Origin of the sequence: Mesorhizobium sp. WSM4306 (assembly GCF_007003975.1) — a bacterium.
Classification (GTDB): Bacteria; Pseudomonadota; Alphaproteobacteria; order Rhizobiales; family Rhizobiaceae; genus Mesorhizobium.
This window is the reverse complement of sequence record NZ_VFTC01000003.1, coordinates 134,003-152,699: the sequence shown is the minus strand read 5'-3', so window position 1 is coordinate 152,699 and position 18,697 is coordinate 134,003. Positions and strand designations below refer to the sequence as shown.

19 protein-coding genes are annotated in these 18,697 nt (G+C 63.3%); 6 read left to right on the top strand and 13 right to left on the bottom strand.

The features are described from left to right. Positions 1 to 119 precede the first annotated feature (119 nt). The 5 genes from FJV77_RS06325 to FJV77_RS06305 all read right to left on the bottom strand — a co-directional run bounded on the left by FJV77_RS06325 (position 120) and on the right by FJV77_RS06305 (position 2,695). On the bottom strand, positions 120 to 668 hold the full coding sequence (locus FJV77_RS06325) for a hypothetical protein (RefSeq protein WP_246691156.1): 549 nt from the start codon (positions 666 to 668) through the stop codon (positions 120 to 122). Between the two features lie 28 nt (positions 669 to 696). Beyond that, a complete protein-coding gene (locus tag FJV77_RS06320; RefSeq protein WP_142865992.1) occupies positions 697 to 1,113 on the bottom strand; it encodes a hypothetical protein in 417 nt (138 codons plus the stop codon). Positions 1,114 to 1,126: 13 nt separating this feature from the next. After that, on the bottom strand, positions 1,127 to 1,699 hold the full coding sequence (locus FJV77_RS06315; protein ID WP_185970211.1) for a rod-binding protein: 573 nt from the start codon (positions 1,697 to 1,699) through the stop codon (positions 1,127 to 1,129). A 246-nt stretch (positions 1,700 to 1,945) separates the two neighbouring features. Further along, a complete protein-coding gene (locus FJV77_RS06310) occupies positions 1,946 to 2,332 on the bottom strand; it encodes a hypothetical protein (protein WP_142865991.1) in 387 nt (128 codons plus the stop codon). 33 nt (positions 2,333 to 2,365) lie between these two features. Further along, positions 2,366 to 2,695, bottom strand: a complete 330-nt coding sequence (locus FJV77_RS06305; RefSeq protein WP_142865990.1) for a hypothetical protein — start codon at positions 2,693 to 2,695, stop codon at positions 2,366 to 2,368. A gap of 190 nt (positions 2,696 to 2,885) precedes the next feature. Between FJV77_RS06305 and FJV77_RS06300 the strand changes: the two genes are divergently transcribed. Continuing rightward, a complete protein-coding gene (locus FJV77_RS06300; protein ID WP_185970210.1) occupies positions 2,886 to 3,926 on the top strand; it encodes a LacI family DNA-binding transcriptional regulator in 1,041 nt (346 codons plus the stop codon). Between the two features lie 95 nt (positions 3,927 to 4,021). Here the strand turns inward: FJV77_RS06300 and FJV77_RS06295 are convergent, their stop codons facing one another. Beyond that, positions 4,022 to 4,264 carry a DUF1127 domain-containing protein gene (locus FJV77_RS06295; RefSeq protein WP_142865988.1) on the bottom strand — a complete coding sequence of 81 codons (243 nt, stop codon included), beginning with the start codon at positions 4,262 to 4,264 and terminating at the stop codon, positions 4,022 to 4,024. A 173-nt stretch (positions 4,265 to 4,437) separates the two neighbouring features. On the opposite strand from FJV77_RS06295, the gene FJV77_RS06290 reads away from it, so the two are divergent. After that, entirely contained in the window at positions 4,438 to 6,423 is a 1,986-nt protein-coding gene (locus FJV77_RS06290) for a BTAD domain-containing putative transcriptional regulator (RefSeq protein ID WP_142865987.1), read from the top strand. A 192-nt stretch (positions 6,424 to 6,615) separates the two neighbouring features. Here the strand turns inward: FJV77_RS06290 and FJV77_RS06285 are convergent, their stop codons facing one another. The 3 genes from FJV77_RS06285 to flhA are packed head-to-tail and all read right to left on the bottom strand — an operon-like array spanning position 6,616 to position 9,837. Continuing rightward, complete coding sequence (locus FJV77_RS06285) at positions 6,616 to 6,999, bottom strand: hypothetical protein (RefSeq protein WP_142865986.1); 384 nt, start codon at positions 6,997 to 6,999, stop codon at positions 6,616 to 6,618. A gap of 1 nt (position 7,000) precedes the next feature. After that, positions 7,001 to 7,753, bottom strand: coding sequence for a flagellar biosynthetic protein FliR (gene fliR, locus FJV77_RS06280; protein ID WP_142865985.1), 753 nt, complete (start codon positions 7,751 to 7,753; stop codon positions 7,001 to 7,003). Then, positions 7,750 to 9,837: a flagellar biosynthesis protein FlhA gene (flhA, locus tag FJV77_RS06275; protein WP_142865984.1), complete on the bottom strand. Its 2,088-nt coding sequence runs from the start codon at positions 9,835 to 9,837 to the stop codon at positions 7,750 to 7,752. The genes fliR and flhA overlap by 4 nt, the downstream gene beginning before the upstream one ends. Before the next feature lie 120 nt (positions 9,838 to 9,957). Between flhA and FJV77_RS06270 the strand changes: the two genes are divergently transcribed. After that, the gene (locus FJV77_RS06270; RefSeq protein ID WP_142865983.1) at positions 9,958 to 10,257 is read left to right on the top strand and encodes a putative quinol monooxygenase; all 300 of its coding nucleotides are present in this window, start codon (positions 9,958 to 9,960) and stop codon (positions 10,255 to 10,257) included. A gap of 24 nt (positions 10,258 to 10,281) precedes the next feature. Here FJV77_RS06270 and FJV77_RS06265 read toward each other — a convergent pair whose 3' ends face one another. Continuing rightward, the gene (locus FJV77_RS06265; protein ID WP_142865982.1) at positions 10,282 to 10,593 is read right to left on the bottom strand and encodes a hypothetical protein; all 312 of its coding nucleotides are present in this window, start codon (positions 10,591 to 10,593) and stop codon (positions 10,282 to 10,284) included. A 321-nt stretch (positions 10,594 to 10,914) separates the two neighbouring features. Here FJV77_RS06265 and FJV77_RS06260 point away from each other — a divergent pair, with 321 nt between their 5' ends. The 3 genes from FJV77_RS06260 (at position 10,915) to FJV77_RS06250 (ending at position 14,630) form a co-directional block, all read left to right on the top strand. Further along, positions 10,915 to 12,690 carry a chloride channel protein gene (locus FJV77_RS06260; RefSeq protein WP_246691155.1) on the top strand — a complete coding sequence of 592 codons (1,776 nt, stop codon included), beginning with the start codon at positions 10,915 to 10,917 and terminating at the stop codon, positions 12,688 to 12,690. A gap of 145 nt (positions 12,691 to 12,835) precedes the next feature. After that, on the top strand, positions 12,836 to 14,221 hold the full coding sequence (locus FJV77_RS06255; protein WP_142865980.1) for an FAD-binding oxidoreductase: 1,386 nt from the start codon (positions 12,836 to 12,838) through the stop codon (positions 14,219 to 14,221). A gap of 70 nt (positions 14,222 to 14,291) precedes the next feature. Continuing rightward, complete coding sequence (locus FJV77_RS06250; RefSeq protein ID WP_246691154.1) at positions 14,292 to 14,630, top strand: cupin domain-containing protein; 339 nt, start codon at positions 14,292 to 14,294, stop codon at positions 14,628 to 14,630. A 41-nt stretch (positions 14,631 to 14,671) separates the two neighbouring features. On the opposite strand, the gene FJV77_RS06245 is transcribed toward FJV77_RS06250, so the two are convergent. The 3 genes from FJV77_RS06245 to FJV77_RS32795 all read right to left on the bottom strand — a co-directional run bounded on the left by FJV77_RS06245 (position 14,672) and on the right by FJV77_RS32795 (position 18,420). After that, positions 14,672 to 16,315 (bottom strand): MFS transporter, encoded by a 1,644-nt coding sequence (locus FJV77_RS06245; protein ID WP_142865979.1) that lies wholly within the window; start codon positions 16,313 to 16,315, stop codon positions 14,672 to 14,674. A 235-nt stretch (positions 16,316 to 16,550) separates the two neighbouring features. Further along, positions 16,551 to 17,735, bottom strand: a complete 1,185-nt coding sequence (locus FJV77_RS06240; RefSeq protein ID WP_246691162.1) for an asparagine synthase C-terminal domain-containing protein — start codon at positions 17,733 to 17,735, stop codon at positions 16,551 to 16,553. Beyond that, on the bottom strand, positions 17,689 to 18,420 hold the full coding sequence (locus FJV77_RS32795; protein ID WP_142865977.1) for a hypothetical protein: 732 nt from the start codon (positions 18,418 to 18,420) through the stop codon (positions 17,689 to 17,691). Before FJV77_RS32795 ends, FJV77_RS06240 begins: the two co-directional genes overlap by 47 nt. Between the last annotated feature and the right edge of the window lie 277 nt (positions 18,421 to 18,697).

Here is an 18,697-nt window from a genome sequence, read left to right as displayed (position 1 = left end):
GCGCATGCCGCGATCCTGGTCGCTGGGCGCATATAGCTTCGAGTTGACGTAAACGTCAACGCGGTGGCGATGCGTCATCTCGTTTCAGTCGGAAGGAGAGAGATACGCCCGGCAGCGGGTCAGTGTTCGGTGGCCGGCTTGGCCGGCTCGCCGTGGGCCGCTTCCGCCGGGGCCGGTTCGGTCGGCGTGGCGGGGTCCTTGCGGCGGCGCATGGCGTTGTCGCGGATCTCGTCCTTGGTCAGGAAGTTGACCTGGTCGATCAGCACTTCGTGCACCAGGTCGGCGCCGACACGGACATTGACGGTGTCGCGTATGGCCTTGCGGAAGGCGTCGAGATCGATGGTTTCCTTCTTGGTGAAGTCGATCTGCGGGTTGGAGTAGAGATAGGAATAGACCTGATCGGTCATCAGCGCTTCGGCCGGGATCGACATCTTCTTTATCTCGGCCGGCTCGACCGTGTAGACGAGCTTGGTGAGGAAATAGCCGTCGATCTTGGAATTGCGGATCAGCGGCACCGAGATGATGTCGGTCTTGACGTAGTCGAGACCGCCCAGCATCGGCTTCGGCGTCTCGCCGACACCGCGCTCGCCGGCCGCCTGGAACGAATAGAACACGGCGCCCAGCGTGGCGGCGCAAATCCAGATCGCGGCGGCGATGAATTTGATCACCGGCTTTTCCCGCCTGTTGCCGAGATCATCAGCTCGCCCATCCGAATTCGCCGGCCGAGTAGGTGCCGTCGGCTTCGGCGCGCTGGATGGCGTTCTTCAACAGCGTAGCGACCTCGTTGACCGCGTTGAGGTGCGCAAGGATCGCGGCCTCGTTCTTCGCCAGTTTCTGGCGCAGCCGCGCCAGGCTGTCGCGATGCTGCTCCAGGAATTCGATCTCGTTGGCGCCCTTCATGGCGCGGGTCAGCTCATAGAGGTAGCGGCTCTTGCGGGCGTTCGAGGCCTTGAGGTCATAGCTTGTGTCGTTCTTCAGACCCGCCGTCTCTTCCTCGACCGCCTCCTCGATGCGGCCGATGATGGCGGCAAGGTTGCCCGGCCGTGCAAAGGGGATCGGCGCCTCGGAAGTACGTGCCGGCAGGTTGGAAGAGAATTTTGAAAAATCGGCCATTGAAAATCCTGGTCTAGATCTTGATGTCGGTTTTGATGGTCGTCTCGTCGCCGGTCATCGACCGTGCGGCCTTGCGCTGCAATTCCTCGACCAGCGAGGTGGACAGCCGGGTCTGCTGGTCGATCTCGGTCTTTTGCGGCCCGGTTGACACTGGGCCGATCGGCACGGTGCGCTTGCCGTCCTTGTAATGGTCGGCGAGCAGCGATTTGGCGATGCCGATGCCGCCGCGTTCGGCCATGACGTCGGCGACGCGCTCTGCCAGCTGCGATTTCCACATGTCGCCGGCCAGCCCCTTGCCGTAAACGCCCTCGGTATCCTTGGGCAGCATGTTCTGGATGAAGGTCTGCAAGACCATCGCCTCGAACTTCTTGAACTTGTTGGCGGGATCGGCGCCTGCTGCGGCCTTCTCGGCCGTGCCGCGCGACAGGATCGAACCGGCGTCGACGGAAGCCGCCATGTCGACAGAGAAGGCGCCGGCAACGCCGTTGGCCCGCTTGGTGAGCGCGGCACGGGCAGCCTCGATATCCGTCGGGTCGACGGCTCGGGCAACATCGAGAACGATGTCACTGGGTGGAGAAATCGCCAAGAAGTCCGCCTCTTTGCCGGGTTTCCTGAGCGACCATGCCGCAACAAGCTTGTGGCAGGCTTGCCAAGAGAGAGGAGAGGCGGAATGCAGGCGGTGTGGATCGGTTGTCTGCTTCACGCTCGAAATCTACCGTCGTTTCTCGAATGACAGCAGTTGGGCCGACAGCGGACTGGCGGCTTTAAGGCTTGAATCGTCAGAAGTGGACGTTCAGCGTGCGCGAGTTCCGGTGGCCAGGATCACGTCTGCTTATGACTTCATCTCGACACGGATACCATGCAGGGTCTTGCTCGAAGCGTTGAGCACGCGGCCCGCTGGTTGGGGGGCCATATGCACCACGAGACAGCCTTGACCGTCCCATGCCTGAACCGCCTGGATGACATCTCGATTGGGCGGCATCATGGTCCCATCCGGTGCGAAGTCGTGGATAGGGCCTTCTACCTGATCGAACACGAATACTGAAGGCCAGCGGTGGTGATGTGTCGGCTCTTCCTCGTCGGGCTTGAGGATCACCTCAAGCACGCGTAGCCGGTCATTCTCAAACAATACCTTGTGGTTTGCGGGCGCCGCGATCACGGCGTCAAGCTTTGGGTCCCACTGCCTAGGGTCGGTCTGGTCGATCATGTTGGTGGTCATGGCATAATCTCCTCTCAGATACGCAGGCGGCCCTCACGCCGTCGTCACTGGTTGAATTGTGCCTTGCGCGCAGAACTGCTGCCCGTCCGCCAGTCGCGCATAGTTATGAACGATCTGGTTCTCGTGATCTTGAATCTGCACGACGAAGTTGCCGCCTTGCTCGGTCCAACTCATGATGAAAAGTCCGGGTCGAACGCCGGTCAGATTGCTCTGAACCACCTCATCGATCTCGGTAGCGCCGATCGTCGCCTGCACCCGCAATTCGGTCGGCGACAGGACCGTCAGCCTCGGAACGAACTGTCCGAATGAGCAATCAAAAGTCTTTCCGACGAGCGAGGTCGGAGCACCATTGGTCGTAGCCATCCTAATCCTCCTGATGATCTTGCGAAATGAGGCACGCTGGGCCGATGTTCGGCATAGATGCCGAAACCTTGCAAGTTTTCAATCTTTGGAGCGCTCCAAGTGCAAATTCCAACATTTAAGGCTTGGCGTCAATAAAAAACTTGGAGCGCTCCAAAAAATTGTCTAACTGAGGGAAATGAATGTTTCCAAAATGCCTACGCTCGCCGATGTCGGCCGGGTAGCGGGAGTCTCCCGCGGTACTGTCTCCAATGTATTCAACCATCCGGACCTGGTCCGGTCCGATCTGCGTCAGCGCGTCGAGGCCGCGGCGCGCCAGCTTGGTTACGATGGCCCCGACCCGAGAGGACGCGTGCTGCGCGACGGCAAGTTCCACGCCATCGGTCTTATCCCCCCGGGTGCATACGCCATTGCTGACATGATCAGGAGCCCATATCTGCGGGAGCTGGTGCTTGGCGTTTCGCTTGCCTGTGACGAGGCTGGAGCGACGCTGAGTTTGGTCAACGGTACGGACGAAACGCGCATCTCCACCATTCGCGAGGCCTTGGTTGACGGCTTCATCCTGGGCCACAGCGCGGACATCGAGTTGATCGCTTCTTTACGGCGCCGGCGGCTGCCCTTCGTCATCCTCGAAAGCGATGCCGGTCCTGACGTCAATTCGATCCGGATCGACGGCAGGAGCGGGGCTCTGGCGGCCATCAGGCATCTGGCTGCTCTTGGACATCAGCGTTTTGCAATCTTGTCCATTCGGCGCACATCGGGGCCGCCCATCGTCCATTTGCCGGGGAATGCCCCGCGCGCTATCTCTGCCGGTTTTCAACTTGATCACGAGAGACTCTTCGGCTTCGCCCAGGGTTTGGCTGAGCTCGGTCTGTCAATCGACAATGTCCCGATCATCGAGACGACTCCAGGTGAGCCTTCGGCAGGAGCGGTCGTATTCGACCGGGCTCCGCAAGCAACGGCGATCTTGACTATGTCGGACTGGCAGGCGATCACCGTCCTGGACGAAGCGCGTCGGCGGAATATCAAGATACCCGAACACATGTCTGTCGTCGGCTTCGATGGCACCGCGGAGTCTTCGCGCACCACGCCTCCGCTCACGACAGTGGCTCAAGACATTGTCGGGAAGGGGAGACTTGCCGCCACGATGGTGTTTGCAAACGGCGCCCCGAACCAGGTGATCATACCGGTCGAGCTCTTGGTCCGCGGCTCGACCACTCGACCGCGGGGTTAGGCCGGGCTATCTCTTACATCGTCGTGACGCACAGTGCGCAACCGCGACCTCCAGCGTGGTCGCCGTCAGTTGCGCCCCTTGGATCATCGCCGACCTTATCTCATCGACATCAGATCCGTCATGAGGCCGACCCTGACGAAGAACTTTGGCGCAGGGGACTCCGAATAGCCGATGTCCTTCAACTGATCAGGGGTCAGGTCTTTTATCGCCCTGCGCGCTGCAATGGTTCGCCGCCACGCGATGAAGGCGGCGACCGCCGTTGCCACGCTTTTCGAGGTTACGCCAGGCAGCTGACGTTTCGATGTGCGGGTCTCGGCGCGAGCTTGCGTGTGAGTCATCTTGCTCTCCCGTTTCAGATTGCGATCGAAGCTTGTCACACTGGCGCTTTGCGGCTGTTCAGCCGGGCGTGAACCACGGAGGAAAGCCCGGCGGGCCGCCGTTAAATCCGCGTTAAATCGGCTGCCGAAGATGCTATTCTGCTGCTAGCGCGTTCGAAATTTGAAGAGGGCTTGTGCGGATCCGGTTGCTTGGCGGTCTTGAGGTGACTTCCGGAGGGGGCCAGCTCGTCCGCTTCGCAACGCGCAAATCCGCACTTCTTTTTGCCGCTCTGGTCCTGGCGGGTCGTCGCGGCCGCCATCGCGAGCAACTTTCCGAAGGGCTTTGGCCAGGAAGAGGCGACGCGCAGGCGCGCAACAGTCTGCGCCAGGCCCTGGCTGACATCAGGCGATGGTTTCCCGCCGGCGGCGACGCGGCCATTTATATCGAGGGGGATCAGGAGACGGTGGCGCTGACGGCCGGTCCGGACGAGGCGGATATTTGGCTCTTTGAGCGGAAGCTCGCCGAAAGCGGTACGGCGGACCTCGCCGTCGCCGCCGACCTCTACCGTGGTGATGTCCTGTCGGGTGAGGCCATTCCGGACGGTCTAGATGAATGGTTCAGCCCGTATCAGATCAGATACCGACAGAAAGCGATGCAGTTGGTGGAACACCTGAGCTTGGCGCAGTCCGAAGCCGGATCTGCGGACGAAGCAGCTTGTGAGCGGCTCGCGGAAAGGCTGCTCGCTTCGGATCCGACCGCGGAGGCAGCGCATCGAGCGCTGATGCGCATCCACGCTGTGAGGGGCCAGGAGAACGCGGCCTTGCGACAGTTCGCGTCCTGCCGTGCGCTGCTGAAGAAGCATCTGGGCGTAGAACCCGAGGCACAGACGCAGTCACTGGCGGTGTTGCTACAATCGCGGACTGGAAATCGCCAGACCGCGGCGGTGCACGACACTGAGCCGTCTCAGATTGTGTCTGCCAGATCGCATGACCAGCCGTCGGTGGCGGTGATGCCCTTCGACAATCTCGGTGGAGCGGACGACGAGTATTTTGCCGACGGCGTTGTCGAGGAGATCACTGCTGCGCTTTCCCGCATCCGGGACTTTTTCGTAATCGCACGTCAATCCGCCTTCACCTACAAGGGACGCTTCGTCGACGTGCGCGAGGTCGGCAGAGAACTCGGCGTCGCTTACATGGTCGAAGGCACTGTTCGGCGGGGCGGCGACCGGCTGCGCATTTCCGTGCAACTGGTCGATGCCGAGACGCGGGCGCAACTGTGGTCCGAGCGCTACGAGGGTGCGACCGAGGACGTTTTCGAGTTCCAGGACAGGATCGCGGCGCAGGTGGCCGGCGCCATCCATCCGGCCATCCGTGGCGCCGAGATCGAGCTGGCCAAGCGCAAGCCGCCGACCAGCCTGCGGGCCTATGATCTCGTCATGCGCGCCTATCCGAACCTTTGGGGCCGCCGCAAGGACACCAACAACCAGGCGATAGAGATGCTGCAAAAGGCGATAACGATCGATCCGGCCTATGGTCGCGCGCATGCGCTTTTGGCATGGTGCCACGCCTCGAAGGCCGCGTATCTTTGGACCGACCAGCCGGAGAGGGAGCTGGAAAAGGCGCGCGCGGCGGTTGAGGCTGCGGGTTCGATCAGCGATGATCCAACCGCGTTGACCGCCGCCGGCTCAGCCTTGAGCATGTGCGGCGACCAGGAGCGTGCCACCACCTTTATCGAGAAGGCTCTCAAGCTTGATCCAAACAATGCGTGGGCATGGGCCCGCCATGGCTGGATCGCGATCTACAAGGGCGAAGTCGCTCGCTCTCTCGAACGATTCCAGCAGGCGATGACACTGAGCCCAATGGATCCGCTCACATTCAACATGAGGCTGGGCATGGCCACCGCCATGGCCAAGACAGGTTCTCTTTCCCAGGCTGTCGCGATCGCCCGTGAGGTCATCACCGCCCATCCAGACATCATCATGTCCTATCGATACCTCGCCGCCTGGTCGGCAATGGACGGAGACCTGGAGACCGCCCGCTGGGCCGCTCGGAAGCTCCTGGCTGCCCAGCCGGGCTTCACGATCGACCAATATCGGTCGCTGCCCTTCTTTAGACACATGCCGGAATGGGCAGATGAGGTGGCCGAAGCTCTGAGGCTGGCGGGATTGCCCGAACGCTGACCAATGCAGATCGCGGGGTTCGCTTTCGCATAGTGTGCTCCTGGCGCACGACGACCTCCAGCGCGGTCGCTTACGACGTCAGCTTTCAGGAAGCCGCAAAGCTGACTTATACGGCCGAGATCAGGCGCAAAGCTGCCGGTCGCCTCGTCGAAAAAGTGTACCTTGGCTTCGAGTCACAAGCAGAATCCCCGCCTACTCCTGTCCACGCTTCTGCGCGATCAAATCGAGCCGGTCGCGGTCGGAGCGTTCGCGCTCGTCGCGGCTGCGCACGTCCTTGTAGGCGCGCTCGACCATGTTGGTGCGCGCCGTCGCGGTGGCGATCAGGCCGACCTCTTGCCTGGCGCTCTCGAGGCTCGCTTCCTGCCGGACCAGAGCATTGGCGATACGGCGATGATAAAGGTCGGGAAACAGAACCGCCATCGACTGGTCGGTGTCGAAGTGCTGGACAAGTTCCTTGGCCTCGGTCTCGGCCGTTGCCGCCGCCGCCAGGAAGGTCGCATGGCGGGTCTCGTGCAGGGCCTTCAGCTGCTCCTGCACCTTGACCAGTTTCTTCAGCCGTTCCTTGCGCGTGGTCATCTCACCTTGCCAGCGTCAGGTCGACGAAGCCGTCGACGAACAGCGACAGCATGGTGCCGACGGCGAAATAGAAGATGATCATGCCGCCGGCGATGACGAAGGGCAGCGAGATGAAATAGACCGGAATCTGCGGCGTCAGCTTGTTGACGAAGCCGATCGTCAGATTGACCAGAATGGCATAGGCGATGAACGGGCTACCGAGCCGGATGACCAGGAAGAAGGCGTCCGACACGGTGTCGGTGAGATCGACGAGTGCGGCCTGCGGGTTGAAGAAGACATTGAGCGGCGCCACCGTATAGGAGGCGACCAGCGCGCGGATGATCTCGTGGTCGAAATCGAAGACGAAGAGCAGCAGCAGCGCCGAAAACGAGATGATGGCGGCGAGCGCCGCCTGCGGCTCCGGCTCTTCGATGGCCGGCCCGCCGGTGCCACCATAGCCGATCAGCATGGCGATGGCCGAGCCCATGAAGCGCAGCGCCTCCATGTAGAGCCTGGTCATGGCGCCGATCAGCCCGCCGACGAGCAGTTCCGAAATGATCATCGGCGCCAGCACTTGCGGACGCGCATCGACGAAGGGAAAGATCTTGTCCCACAGGAAAGCGAGCAGGCCGCCGGTGGCGGCGATCGACACGAACAGCCGGACCTGGACCGGTACGCGCGCGCTGGACAGGCCCGGCATCAGCATGAAGCAGGCGCCGATGCGGCAGAAGGCGAGGAAGGCGGCGATGACGACGCCTTGCGACAGTATGTTCACGAGATCGTCCCGAGCACCTTGATCTCGACGCCCTTGGCGATTTCGACATGGGAGAGCACCGGCAGGGTGGTGAACAGGCGCTCGATGATCATGCGCACATAGGGCCGGGCATCGGGCGCGGTGACGAGGACAAAACGCTCGCCGGCCTCGAGATGTTTGCGGATCGCCTTGGTCGCGTCCTGGCCGAATTCCTCGAGCTGGCGCGGGTCGATGTCGAATTCGCGCACCTCGCCCTTGGCGTCGCGCTTGAGGCTTTGGTGGAAGGCGAGGTCCCAGCGGTTGCCGAGCCGCAGCACCTTGAGCATGCCGCCTTCAGAGAGATCGCCACAGATCTGCTGGGCCATGCGGATGCGGACATGCTCGACGATCTGCTCGGTGCGGCGCACATGCGGCGCGATCTCGGCGATGGCCTCGATGATCAGGTGCAGATTGCGGATCGAGACGCGCTCGGCGAGCAGCAGTTTCAGCACCGCCTGCAGGCCGGGATAGGAGATGTGCGAGGTGCAGATCTCGTCGGCGAGCTTGCGGTATTCCGGATCCTGGCGTTCGAGCAGCGCCTTCATGTCCTTGTAGGAGAGAAGCTGCGGCAGGTTGTTGCGGATCACCTCGGAGAGATGGGTGAGCAGCACCGACATGTTGTCGGCAAAAGTGTAGTTCTCGCGCTTCAGATCCTCGGCGAAGGTTTCGAGCACCGAGAAGGCGCGCATGCCGAAGGCCGGCTCGCGGATTTCCTCGCCGGGAACGTCGGGCAAGTCGCGGGTGCCGAGCAGCACCATGATCTCGCCGACGCGCATCTGGTATTCGGCGACGACGGTGCCATGGACCTTGATCTGGTAGCTCTTCGGCGGGATGCCGAAATCGTCGGCGACGCGCACCTCCGGCACGACGAAACCGTATTGCGTGGCGAATTTCTTGCGCATCTTGGCCATGCGGAAGACCAGTTCCTGGTGCGACACCAGCAGCCGCGTCGACAGCTGCTTGCCGATCAGCAGTTCGATCTCGGCGGTGGTGAGCGAAGCCTTGACCGAGTTCTTCTCCTCCTCGACCTTGTTGGCCTTTTCCTGGTCCTTGAGCGCTTCGACGGCGGCAGCCTCGCGGTTGGCGCGCATCGGGATGACGTAGCCGAGGCCGGCCATGCCGGCGGCGAGCGTGAAGAACGGGAAGAATGGCAGGCCGGGCATCAGGCCAAGCAGGACCAGCAGCGAGGCCGCGACGTAGAGCGCGCGCGGATGCGCACCGAGCTGGCCGAACACCGCCTGGTTGGTCGAGCCGCGCGTGCCGCCCTTGGACACAAGCAGGCCGGCGGCGAGCGAGACGATGAGGGCCGGGATCTGGGTGACCAGGCCGTCGCCGACCGACAGTTTGATGAAGACATCGGCGGCTTCGCCCATGCCCATGCCGTGCCTGATATAGCCGATGGCGATGCCGCCGACGATATTGATGGCGGTGATGATGAGGCCGGCGATGGCGTCGCCACGCACGAATTTCGAGGCGCCATCCATCGAGCCGAAGAAGGACGATTCTTCCTCCAGTTCGCGGCGGCGCAGCTGCGCCGTCTTGTCGTCGATCATGCCGGCGGACAGGTCGGCGTCGATCGACATCTGCTTGCCGGGGATGGCGTCGAGGGTGAAGCGGGCGCCGACTTCGGCGATACGCGTGGCGCCCTTGGTGATGACGATGAAGTTGACCACGATCAGGATCATGAAGACGATCAGGCCGATGACGAAGTCGCTGGCCATCACCAGCCTGGAGAAGCCGGCGATGACATAGCCGGCGGCATGCGTACCCTCATTGCCATGCGACAGGATCATGCGCGTGGTGGCGATGTTGAGCGATAGCCTGAGCATCGTGGCGATGAGCAGCACGGTTGGGAAGGACGAGAAGTCGAGTGGCCGCTGGATCCACAGCGCCACCATCAGGATCAGCACCGACAGCGCGATCGAGAAGGCGAGGCCGATGTCGATGAGGAAGGCCGGGATCGGCAGGAACAGTACGGCCAGGATGATGACGATGCCGATGGCGAAGAAGACATCGCGGCCGTTCTTGGCCACTGTTCCCGTCGCTAAGCTTTCGCTGATCGCCATATCGTCCCCGAGCCATGGACTGCCCGAACATGAGGGCAGCCCTTCGAGCCTAACCGGCCAAGCTTGCGCGAGGGTGGGAGAGCGGCTAGGCAGGCGGCACGAGCCTTGAGGAGAAAGATCATGCTGGTGATCATCGGCACCATCCGCCTGCCGGCGGAACGGCTCGACGAGGCAAGGCCGGCCATGCAGCGCATGATCTCGGGCAGCCGCACTGAACCCGGCTGCATCGACTATTCTTACGCGCAGGATGTGCTCGACGCCGGGCTCATCCATGTCACGGAGGTGTGGAGTGACAGGGCCGCACTCGATGCGCATTTTCGCTCGCCACACATCGCCGACTGGCGGGCGAGCTGGGCAGCGCTCGGCATCGGCGAGCGCAACCTCATGCTTTATGAGGCCGGCGAGCCCAAGCCGACCTGAGGACCAGGCAACAGCCAGGAAGGTCTAGCAGGCGTTGACCTGTCTGCAGGACCAACCCCCGCCATCTGTGTCGTGGCAATCTTCATAGCTGCCGTAGCAGGTGTTTGTCGAATTGCGATACCAAGGATAACCGCCGGGACAGCAGACATCCTGCTGTGCAGTTTGAATAAACTCTGTTATTGGCCGGCTTTGTTTTTCCGGATTGCCTCCCGGCAAAAGAGACACTGGATGTGAAATACCAGACTTGATCGGGATACCGACGGTTGAGTTACTCATTGCAGACGAACTTAAGAAAATCACGCAAGCAGCTACTGAAAAAAATCCCCGCGCACTCATCTTTTCCTCCGTGAGGGAAATAGAGACTGGCAAAAATACCATGTTTCATACGTTGCGTCGATTGCATAAGCGACCGCTCACATAGTCGGACAAGGCTCGCAAGGGATTGAATGGAGCGGCGAGCCTGGCTGATCGGCAGGATGATCACGATCGGCGGGCACGCGGATTTCCGCTTGCCCCCTGCGCGAAGGACCTGCCGTCTTTCGCGGCTCGCCGCACCAAATTGGCGCCACAAGCAGTCGGCATTGCGATTGCCACGCGATGCCGCCGGGCGTAACAGGCACGGCAGCTTTCATCCCTCGCACCCGGCGAGCCGCTCCGTTGCCTAACGAACCCCAGGTCTATGCCCGTCGCCTGCGCGCGGTGCTGATCCGATCGATCCCTCTGCTTGAAGCGCGCGGCATCGTCCTCGTTGGCCTGGCCGGTATCGTCGGCGTGATCTCGGCGGTGCTGGTCACCGGCATGAGCGAGGCGGTGCAAGGCCTGCATTTCCTGCTGTTCGGCGTCCAGCCCGGCGGTCGGCTGTCGGGGATGTTTTCGCTGCAAAGCCCGTTCCAGGCGCTCATTCCGGCGATTGGCGGCATCCTGCTCGGCCTGACGGTGACCTGGCTGCGGAAGCGGAAATTCCGCACCCCGGTCGATCCGATCGAGGCCAATGCGCTTTACGGCGGACGCATGTCGCTCACCGATACGTTCATCATCGCCGGGCAGACGATGATCTCCAGCGGCTTCGGCGCTTCGGTCGGCCTGGAGGCCGGCTACACGCAGGTCGGCTCCGGCCTGGCGTCGCGGCTGGCGCGTGCGCTGCGGCTGCGCCGCAACGATGTCCGCATCCTGGTCGGCTGTGGCGCCGCCGGCGCCATCGCCGCTGCCTTCGACGCGCCGCTGACCGGCGCTTTTTATGGCTTCGAGCTGATCATCGGCATCTATTCGGTCGCCAATGTCGCGCCGGTGATGACTGCCGCGATCTGCGCCTCGCTGACCGCCGAGATGTTCGGCGTCGTGCCGTTTCCGATGGAACTCTCCGGCCTGCCGGAGCTGACCGCCAGCCAGTATCTGCCGTTCCTGCTGCTCGGGCTGCTCGGCGGTGCGGCCTCGATCGCCATCATGCATCTGGTCAGCCTGGTCGAGCGCGGCTTCGCGCGTCTGTCGATCGACGCTTCGCTGCGCCCGGTCATCGGCGGCGTCGCCGTCGGGATGCTCGGGCTGATCACACCGCAGGTGCTGTCCTCAGGGCATGGCGCGCTGCATCGCGAATTCGCGATGAATTACGGCCTCGCCGTCGTCGCCAGCGTCTTCGTGCTCAAGCTCGCGGCGTCGGCGATCTCGCTCGGCTCCGGCTTTCGCGGCGGCCTGTTCTTTGCCTCGCTGTTCCTCGGCGCGCTGCTCGGCAAGGCCTTCGCGGCCGTTATGGCGATCATTTCGCCGGCAACCGGCATCGATCCTTCCGTCGCTGCCGTCGTGGGCATGACATCGCTTGCCGTCGGCGTCGTCGGCGGGCCACTGACGATGACCTTCCTGGCGCTGGAATCGACCCGCGACCTGACGTTGACCGGCGTCGTGCTGGCGGCCTCGCTGATGGCGGCGATCCTGGTGCGCGAAACCTTCGGCTACTCCTTCTCGACCTGGCGTTTTCACCTGCGCGGCGAGACCATCCGCAGCGCTCATGATGTCGGCTGGATGCGCAATCTGACGGTCGGGAAAATGATGCGCCAGGATGTCCGCACCGTCGATGCCGCAAAGACGCTTGCGGCGTTTCGCAAGGACGTGCCGCTGGGGTCGGCGCAGCGCGTCATCGCCGTCGATGAAGACCAACACTATGTCGGCGTGCTGATCGTCGCCGAACTGCACAGCGACCCGTCCGACGGCGAGACGCCGGTGCTGGCGCTGGCCAAATTCACGGATGCGGTGCTGGTGCCCGCCATGAACGTCCAGTCCGCCGCCGAAACCTTTCAGCGCGCCGGCGCCGAGGAACTGGCCGTGGTCGAGGATTTCGACAACCGCGTCGTGCTCGGCCTGCTCACCGAAAGCCATCTGATGCGACGCTATGCTGAGGAACTCGACAAGGCGCGGCGCGACCTGTCGGGCGAAGGCTAGTTCTCGGCACGGGAATTCTGGCGGCTCGCAAGCCCGGATGTTAGCAAAACGCCAATCGCTTCGCCATCCTAGGGCGTAGCGACCCTACCCATCAAACGCCGGGACTAAACACACGCCGACACCACGCTCACCTGAGAGTCATCCCATGCAAGTCAAGCGCAACGGCGACATATCGTTCTGGTATGCGGATCTGGGGGCGGTTCCCGTCCCTCGGTCGCCCATGCCCGGCGACACCGAGGCCGATGTCGCCATCGTCGGCGCCGGCTATACCGGCCTGTGGACGGCCTACTATCTGAAGAAGGCGAAGCCCTCGCTGCGCGTCGTGGTGAGCGAGCGTGAATTTGCCGGCTTCGGCGCTTCGGGCCGCAATGGCGGCTGGCTGTCGGGCGGCTTCAGCTGGTCGCGCGAAAAGTACCTCAAGACATCGAGCCGGCAAGGCGTGATGGCAATGCAGGCGGCGATGGCAGGCTGCGTCGATGAGGTGATCCGGGTGGCGACCGAGGAAGGCATCGACGCCGACATTCGCCGCGTCGACAATCTGACGGTGGCCACCAATCCGGCACAGCTCGAGCGCGTGCGCGAGGAGTGCGAGACGATCCGCTCGTGGGATGTCGATCCGAACCGCGTCGAGATGCTGGATGCGGCCGAAACGCACGCGCGCATCAACATCCGCAATGTCATGGGCGGCTTTGTCGTTCACGGCCAGGCGCGGGTGCAGCCGGCCAAGCTGGTGCGCGGCCTGGCCGATGCCGTCGAGCGGCTGGGCGTGCCGATCTATGAGAAGACGACGGTGACCACCATCGCCAAGGGCAGTGTGATGACGGACCGCGGCACGGTGCGAGCCGAAACGATCATCCGCGCGACCGAAGGGTTCACCGCCGGCATCCCCGGCGAGGAGCGGACCTGGCTGGCGCTCAACAGCGCCCAGATCGTGACCGAGCCGCTGCCGCCGGAACTGTGGCGCGACATCGGCTGGGAAGGGCACGAACTGCTCGGCAATGCGGCGCATGCTTATTGCTATGCGCAGCGCACGCGCGAGGGCCGCATCACCATGGGCGCGCGCGGCGTGCCTTACCGCTACGGTTCGCGCACCGACTTCAACGGGCAGACGCAGCAGGCGACAATCGACCAGTTGCACACGATCCTGACGACGCTCTTGCCGCAGACCAAGGGCTGCCGCATCGATCACGCTTGGTGCGGCGTGCTCGGCGTGCCGCGCGACTGGTGCACCACGGTCGGCCTCGATCCCGCCACCCGCATCGGCTGGGCCGGCGGTTATGTCGGGCTCGGCGTGTCAAGCTCCAACCTTTCGGGGCGCACGCTGGCCGATCTTGTTCTCGGCCAAAACACCGAGCTGACGCAGCTGCCATGGGTCAATCGCAAGGTCAGGCCATGGGAGCCGGAGCCCTTCCGCTGGCTCGGCGTGCACTCGATGTACCAGCTTTACCGCATCGCCGACGGCCGCGAAGCGGCAGGGCTTGCGCACACCTCGAAGCTGGCCGCGATCGCTGACAGCATCACAGGCCACTAGAGCTATTTGTTTTCACGCAATTCCTAGGCGGAACCGCTTCCTGGAATTGCTCTGATTGATGGAGCCCGACTTGATCGACCTTTCCACCTTCCACGATCTCGCCAAGGCCGAGATCGGCGCGTTCTCGCCCAAGCCGACCTCCATTGAGGGCGATCAGGTCGAGGCCGCACGCTCGTTCTTCCAGTCGCCGTACGGAACCGTCGATATCGGCATCTGGGAATGCACGCCCGGCCGCTTCACCGCCGATCGCTCGGACTCGTCGGAGATCTGCCACATTATTTCGGGACGCGTCGAGCTCAGCCGCATCGACGGCGAGGTGCGCGAACTCGGTCCGGGCGACCTGCTGGTCCTGCCGCAGGGCTGGAAGGCGAGTGGCGGGTACGCGAGACCACGCGCAAGCCCTACATGATCCAGAGCGCCGGCTGACCGGCGCTCACCCGGCTGCCGACATCAATGCTCGATCGGCCCCTTCGCCATCACCAGTGCGGTGCCGGCGGTTGTCGGGCGCTCGATCAGGCGGCGTACGCGCGGCGGTTCGTCGCCGCTGTGCAGCGCCCGCACCCGCTCGCTGACGACGGCGTCGGCATGGGTGGCGCGCCTGTTGTGGCGGATATACTCCAGCCATGTCGGCGTATGGTAGTGCTCGATCCAGATCGCCGGGTTCTCCAGGTCTCGCGCGAGCGTCCAGTTGCGGGCGCCGTCGCGGCGGCGGATACGCCCGCGCTCGGCCATGGTGGCGAGGAATTCGGGCACGTCCTCGTCGCGAATGACATACTCGATCATGATGGCGATCGGGCCGCTGCGTGGCTTTAGGTCGAGGCCGAGATGCGGCTCCTTGAAGCGGTTGAGCGGATCGAGGTTGAGCGCCGCCTGCTGCGGCAAGGGCAGGAGCAGTCCGATGGCGCCGCCGATGAGCATCGCGATGGCGGCTGCAATCAGCGCGGTTTCGGCGCCATGCGCATCGGCGACGACACCCCAGACCCAGCTGCCCAGCGCGATGCCGCCGAAGGTCGCCGTCTGGTAGACCGACAGCACCCGGCCGACGACCCAGCGCGGCGTCGACATCTGCACCGTGACGTTGAAATGCGACAGCGCGATCACCCAACAGGCGCCGCCAATGAGGAGGCCCGCTGATGTCTGCCAGGCATTGTGGCTGATTGCGGCGTTGAGGGCGCAGACGGCGAAGCCGGCGAAGGCCATGCGCACCATCGTCTCGCTGGACAGCAATTGCCGCAGACGCACGCTGATCAGCGCACCGCCGACAGCGCCGATGCCGAAGGCGCCGAGCATGATGCCGTAGGTCAAGGCATCGCCTTTGACGACGTCACGCGCCACCAGCGGCAGCAGCGCCAGCACAGCGCCGGCGCTGAAGCCGAAGGCCGAGCCCCGGACCAGCACCTTGCCGATATTGGGCGACATGGCGACATAGCGCAGGCCGGCGCCCATCGCAGCGCCCAGCGTCTCGCGCGGCAGGGTCGAGACCGGCAGTTCCGGCTTCCAGCGGAAGAGCACGACAATGAGGCCGATATAGCTCAGCGCATTGGCGGCAAAGGCAGCGGCCGCACCTGCGGCGGCAACGATGATGCCGCCGATCGCCGGACCGACGCTGCGCGTCAGATTGAAGCCGAGGGAATTCAGCGCAACAGCCGCCGGCAGCTTGTTGCGCGGCACCATGTCGCCGACCGATGCCTGCCAGGACGGATTGTTGAGCGCCGTGCCGCTGTCGATCAGGAAGGTGAAGGCAAGCAGCGTCCACGGCGTCATCCAGCCGTTCCAGGTGAACAGCGTCAGAAGCGCTGAAACAACCAGCATGAAGACCTGGGCGATCAGCATCACCTTGCGCCGGTTGAAGCTGTCGGCAATGGCGCCGGCGACGAGCGCAAACAGCATGATCGGCAGTGTGGTCGAGGCTTGCACCAGCGCCACCTGATAGGGCGAGGTAGCGATGGTGGTCATCATCCAGGCGGCGCCGACGCCCTGGATCAGGCCACCGAAATTCGACACCAGGCTGGCCGACCAGACGGCGCGAAAAATACCATGCCGGAACGGCGCCAGCGCCGAGACGCGTTCGCTGTCCGGCTCGTCATCGATCATCAGAACTGTCCCACCTTCATGCGCTGGTTTCGTCCGCCGGGACGACAATCATGGCATGCGTTTGAAATAGAGCACGACATTCAAAAGGGCGAACGCCTCTTCGAAAAAGATCATGGTCCAACAACAGGGTAGCAAGGCGAAAATACGTCAGCCGGCAAGGCTTCGCTGCCCAGGGCGATGTTCTCGTTGGTCCACCGCGCCGAGTATCGGCAGGGGGTATCGACCGGGGGCGAAGTCAGCTTCTGTCGCGGGCGGCGGCATGCAGAGCTTCGGTCAGCGTACCCGTCGTCTCGCCGCCGGCGTGAAGGCGCAGGAAAAGCTCCATGCCGACAAGCCGCAGCCTGGACGGTTCCTCGCGCCGCGCGAACTGGATCATGTCCTCCACGCTGGCTGTGGGCCACTTCATGGCATCGCGCAGGAAACCCCCGCGCAGCAAAGTCTCCGTGCCGGCCGAAAATTCGGACGATATCTCGAAGCCGATCTTGCGCGCCTGGACGTTCTGGCGCGGAATATGCTTTTGCGCGACCTTCCGCAAAAGCCATTTTCCTGTTTTGTCGCGATATTTCTGCCGCCTCGGCAAATGGATCGCGAAGTCGATCAGCCGGTTCTCCAGGAACGGGACCCGCAGCTCCACGGACGCGGCCATGCTCAGCCGGTCGTGCCGGTGCAGGATGTCCTGCAGATGGGAATAGAGGTCATAGAGGCAATGTCCGAGGAAGGCGCGATCGGCGGGCGGTGCTACCGGCTGCAAGCGGTCGAAAATCTCTGTCTGCAGGAAGTTCAGCTCCGGCGACAGGGCGCGCAGGACCATGTTGCGCTCCATTTGTGAGTGGTTTCCAGCCGAGACCTTGTAGGGCGCACGGCGCTGATGCTCGAATCTTCGGTCGAGCGAGCGCTTCGAATGCAACAGACGCCGGGGCCACGACCAGGAGCGCCACATCTTCAGGCTCAAGGCCTGTAGTGGGTAACCGCCGAACAATTCGTCGGCGCCTTCACCGGTCAGCAACACCTTGACGCCGTCCACCCGGCATTGTTCGGCAAGCGCCAGCAGCCCGACATGGCTGGCGTGCCAGCCATCGCTTTCCAGATGCCAGATTACCCTTGGCCAAAGGTCGAAAAAACGATCCCTGTCGACTGGCACCCGGCGCAAGGGCACACCGACATGGCGACCGGTGCGCCCGGCGTCTTCGGCCTCGCTGCGGCCGAGCTGCGGGTCGACGACATAACCATGGACCTCTGGCCTGAACCGCTTTGCAAGCGCCGTTATCAGGCCGGAATCGACGCCGCTGCTGCAGGCCGTGGCGACGCCGGTATCGGCGATGCAGTGAAGCCCGACGCTGTCCTCGAGCAGCGCCTCGAGCGTCGCCGTGTGCTCAGCGTCGGAGGATACGTCGCCAGTGATGCGCGCGGTCTCCAGCACGTCCAGCACATGCCAGAAGCGGCGCTTTTCGATACCGTTGTCGGTGATCTTCCACAGGCCGGCGGGCGGCAAGCGCTCGATGCGGTCGAACAGGCTGTAGCTGGAATCGCGGCTCTGCCAGGCCAGCCGCAAAGGTCATCTCGCGGCTGTCGATGTCGCGCGGAAAACCATCGCAAGCGAGGATTGCCTTGTCCTCGGAGGCAAACAGGAATCGATCCGGCATGTCGGCCACCGACATCGGCTTGATGCCGAGACGGTCACGAGCAAGCCACAGCGCACTGTTGCGGGCGTCGAAATAGGCGAAGGAAAACATGCCGTCGAACAGCGGCACGGCCTTTTCGGGACCCCAGTGATGCAGGGCTTCGAGCACCACTTCGGCATCGCTGACGGTTCGGAAGACCAGGCCTTGCGCCTGAAGCGTCTCGCGCAGCGACCGGTAATTGTAGACCTCGCCATTGTACACGAGCACGCCCTGGCCCGATGCGGTCAGCATCGGTTCGCGGGCGGCGGGCGAGGGGTCGATGATTGTCAGCCGGCGGTGCCCGAGGGCCAGCCGGTTGTTGCTCCAGCTGTCATGATCGTCGGGGCCGCGATGCACCAGCGCCTGCATCATGCGGATGACATCCGACAGGTCACTGGCGTCGATCGGGTTTCGCTTGCGCCAGACGCCGGCTATTCCGCACATGGCCTGCCGGTCGTTGTTGCCTGGGTCATGGGGTTCCGTGGTTCATCAAGGCGAAGATTCCCGCAGGCCTGAGCCCGTAGGGTCGATTGCCAATCTAGCCGGAACATAGACGCCTACAAGCGGTTGTCGCTATTTGTTTGGCCACGGCTTATCGCAGGTCGTCATCCTAGGGCGAAGCAAGGAGCGGAGCGACGCGGCGCAGACCCTAGGATCCATGCCGCGAGGCTAAGGCGTTGCAGCGGCTAGAGATTCTGCGCTGTCGCGCCCGACGTCGAAG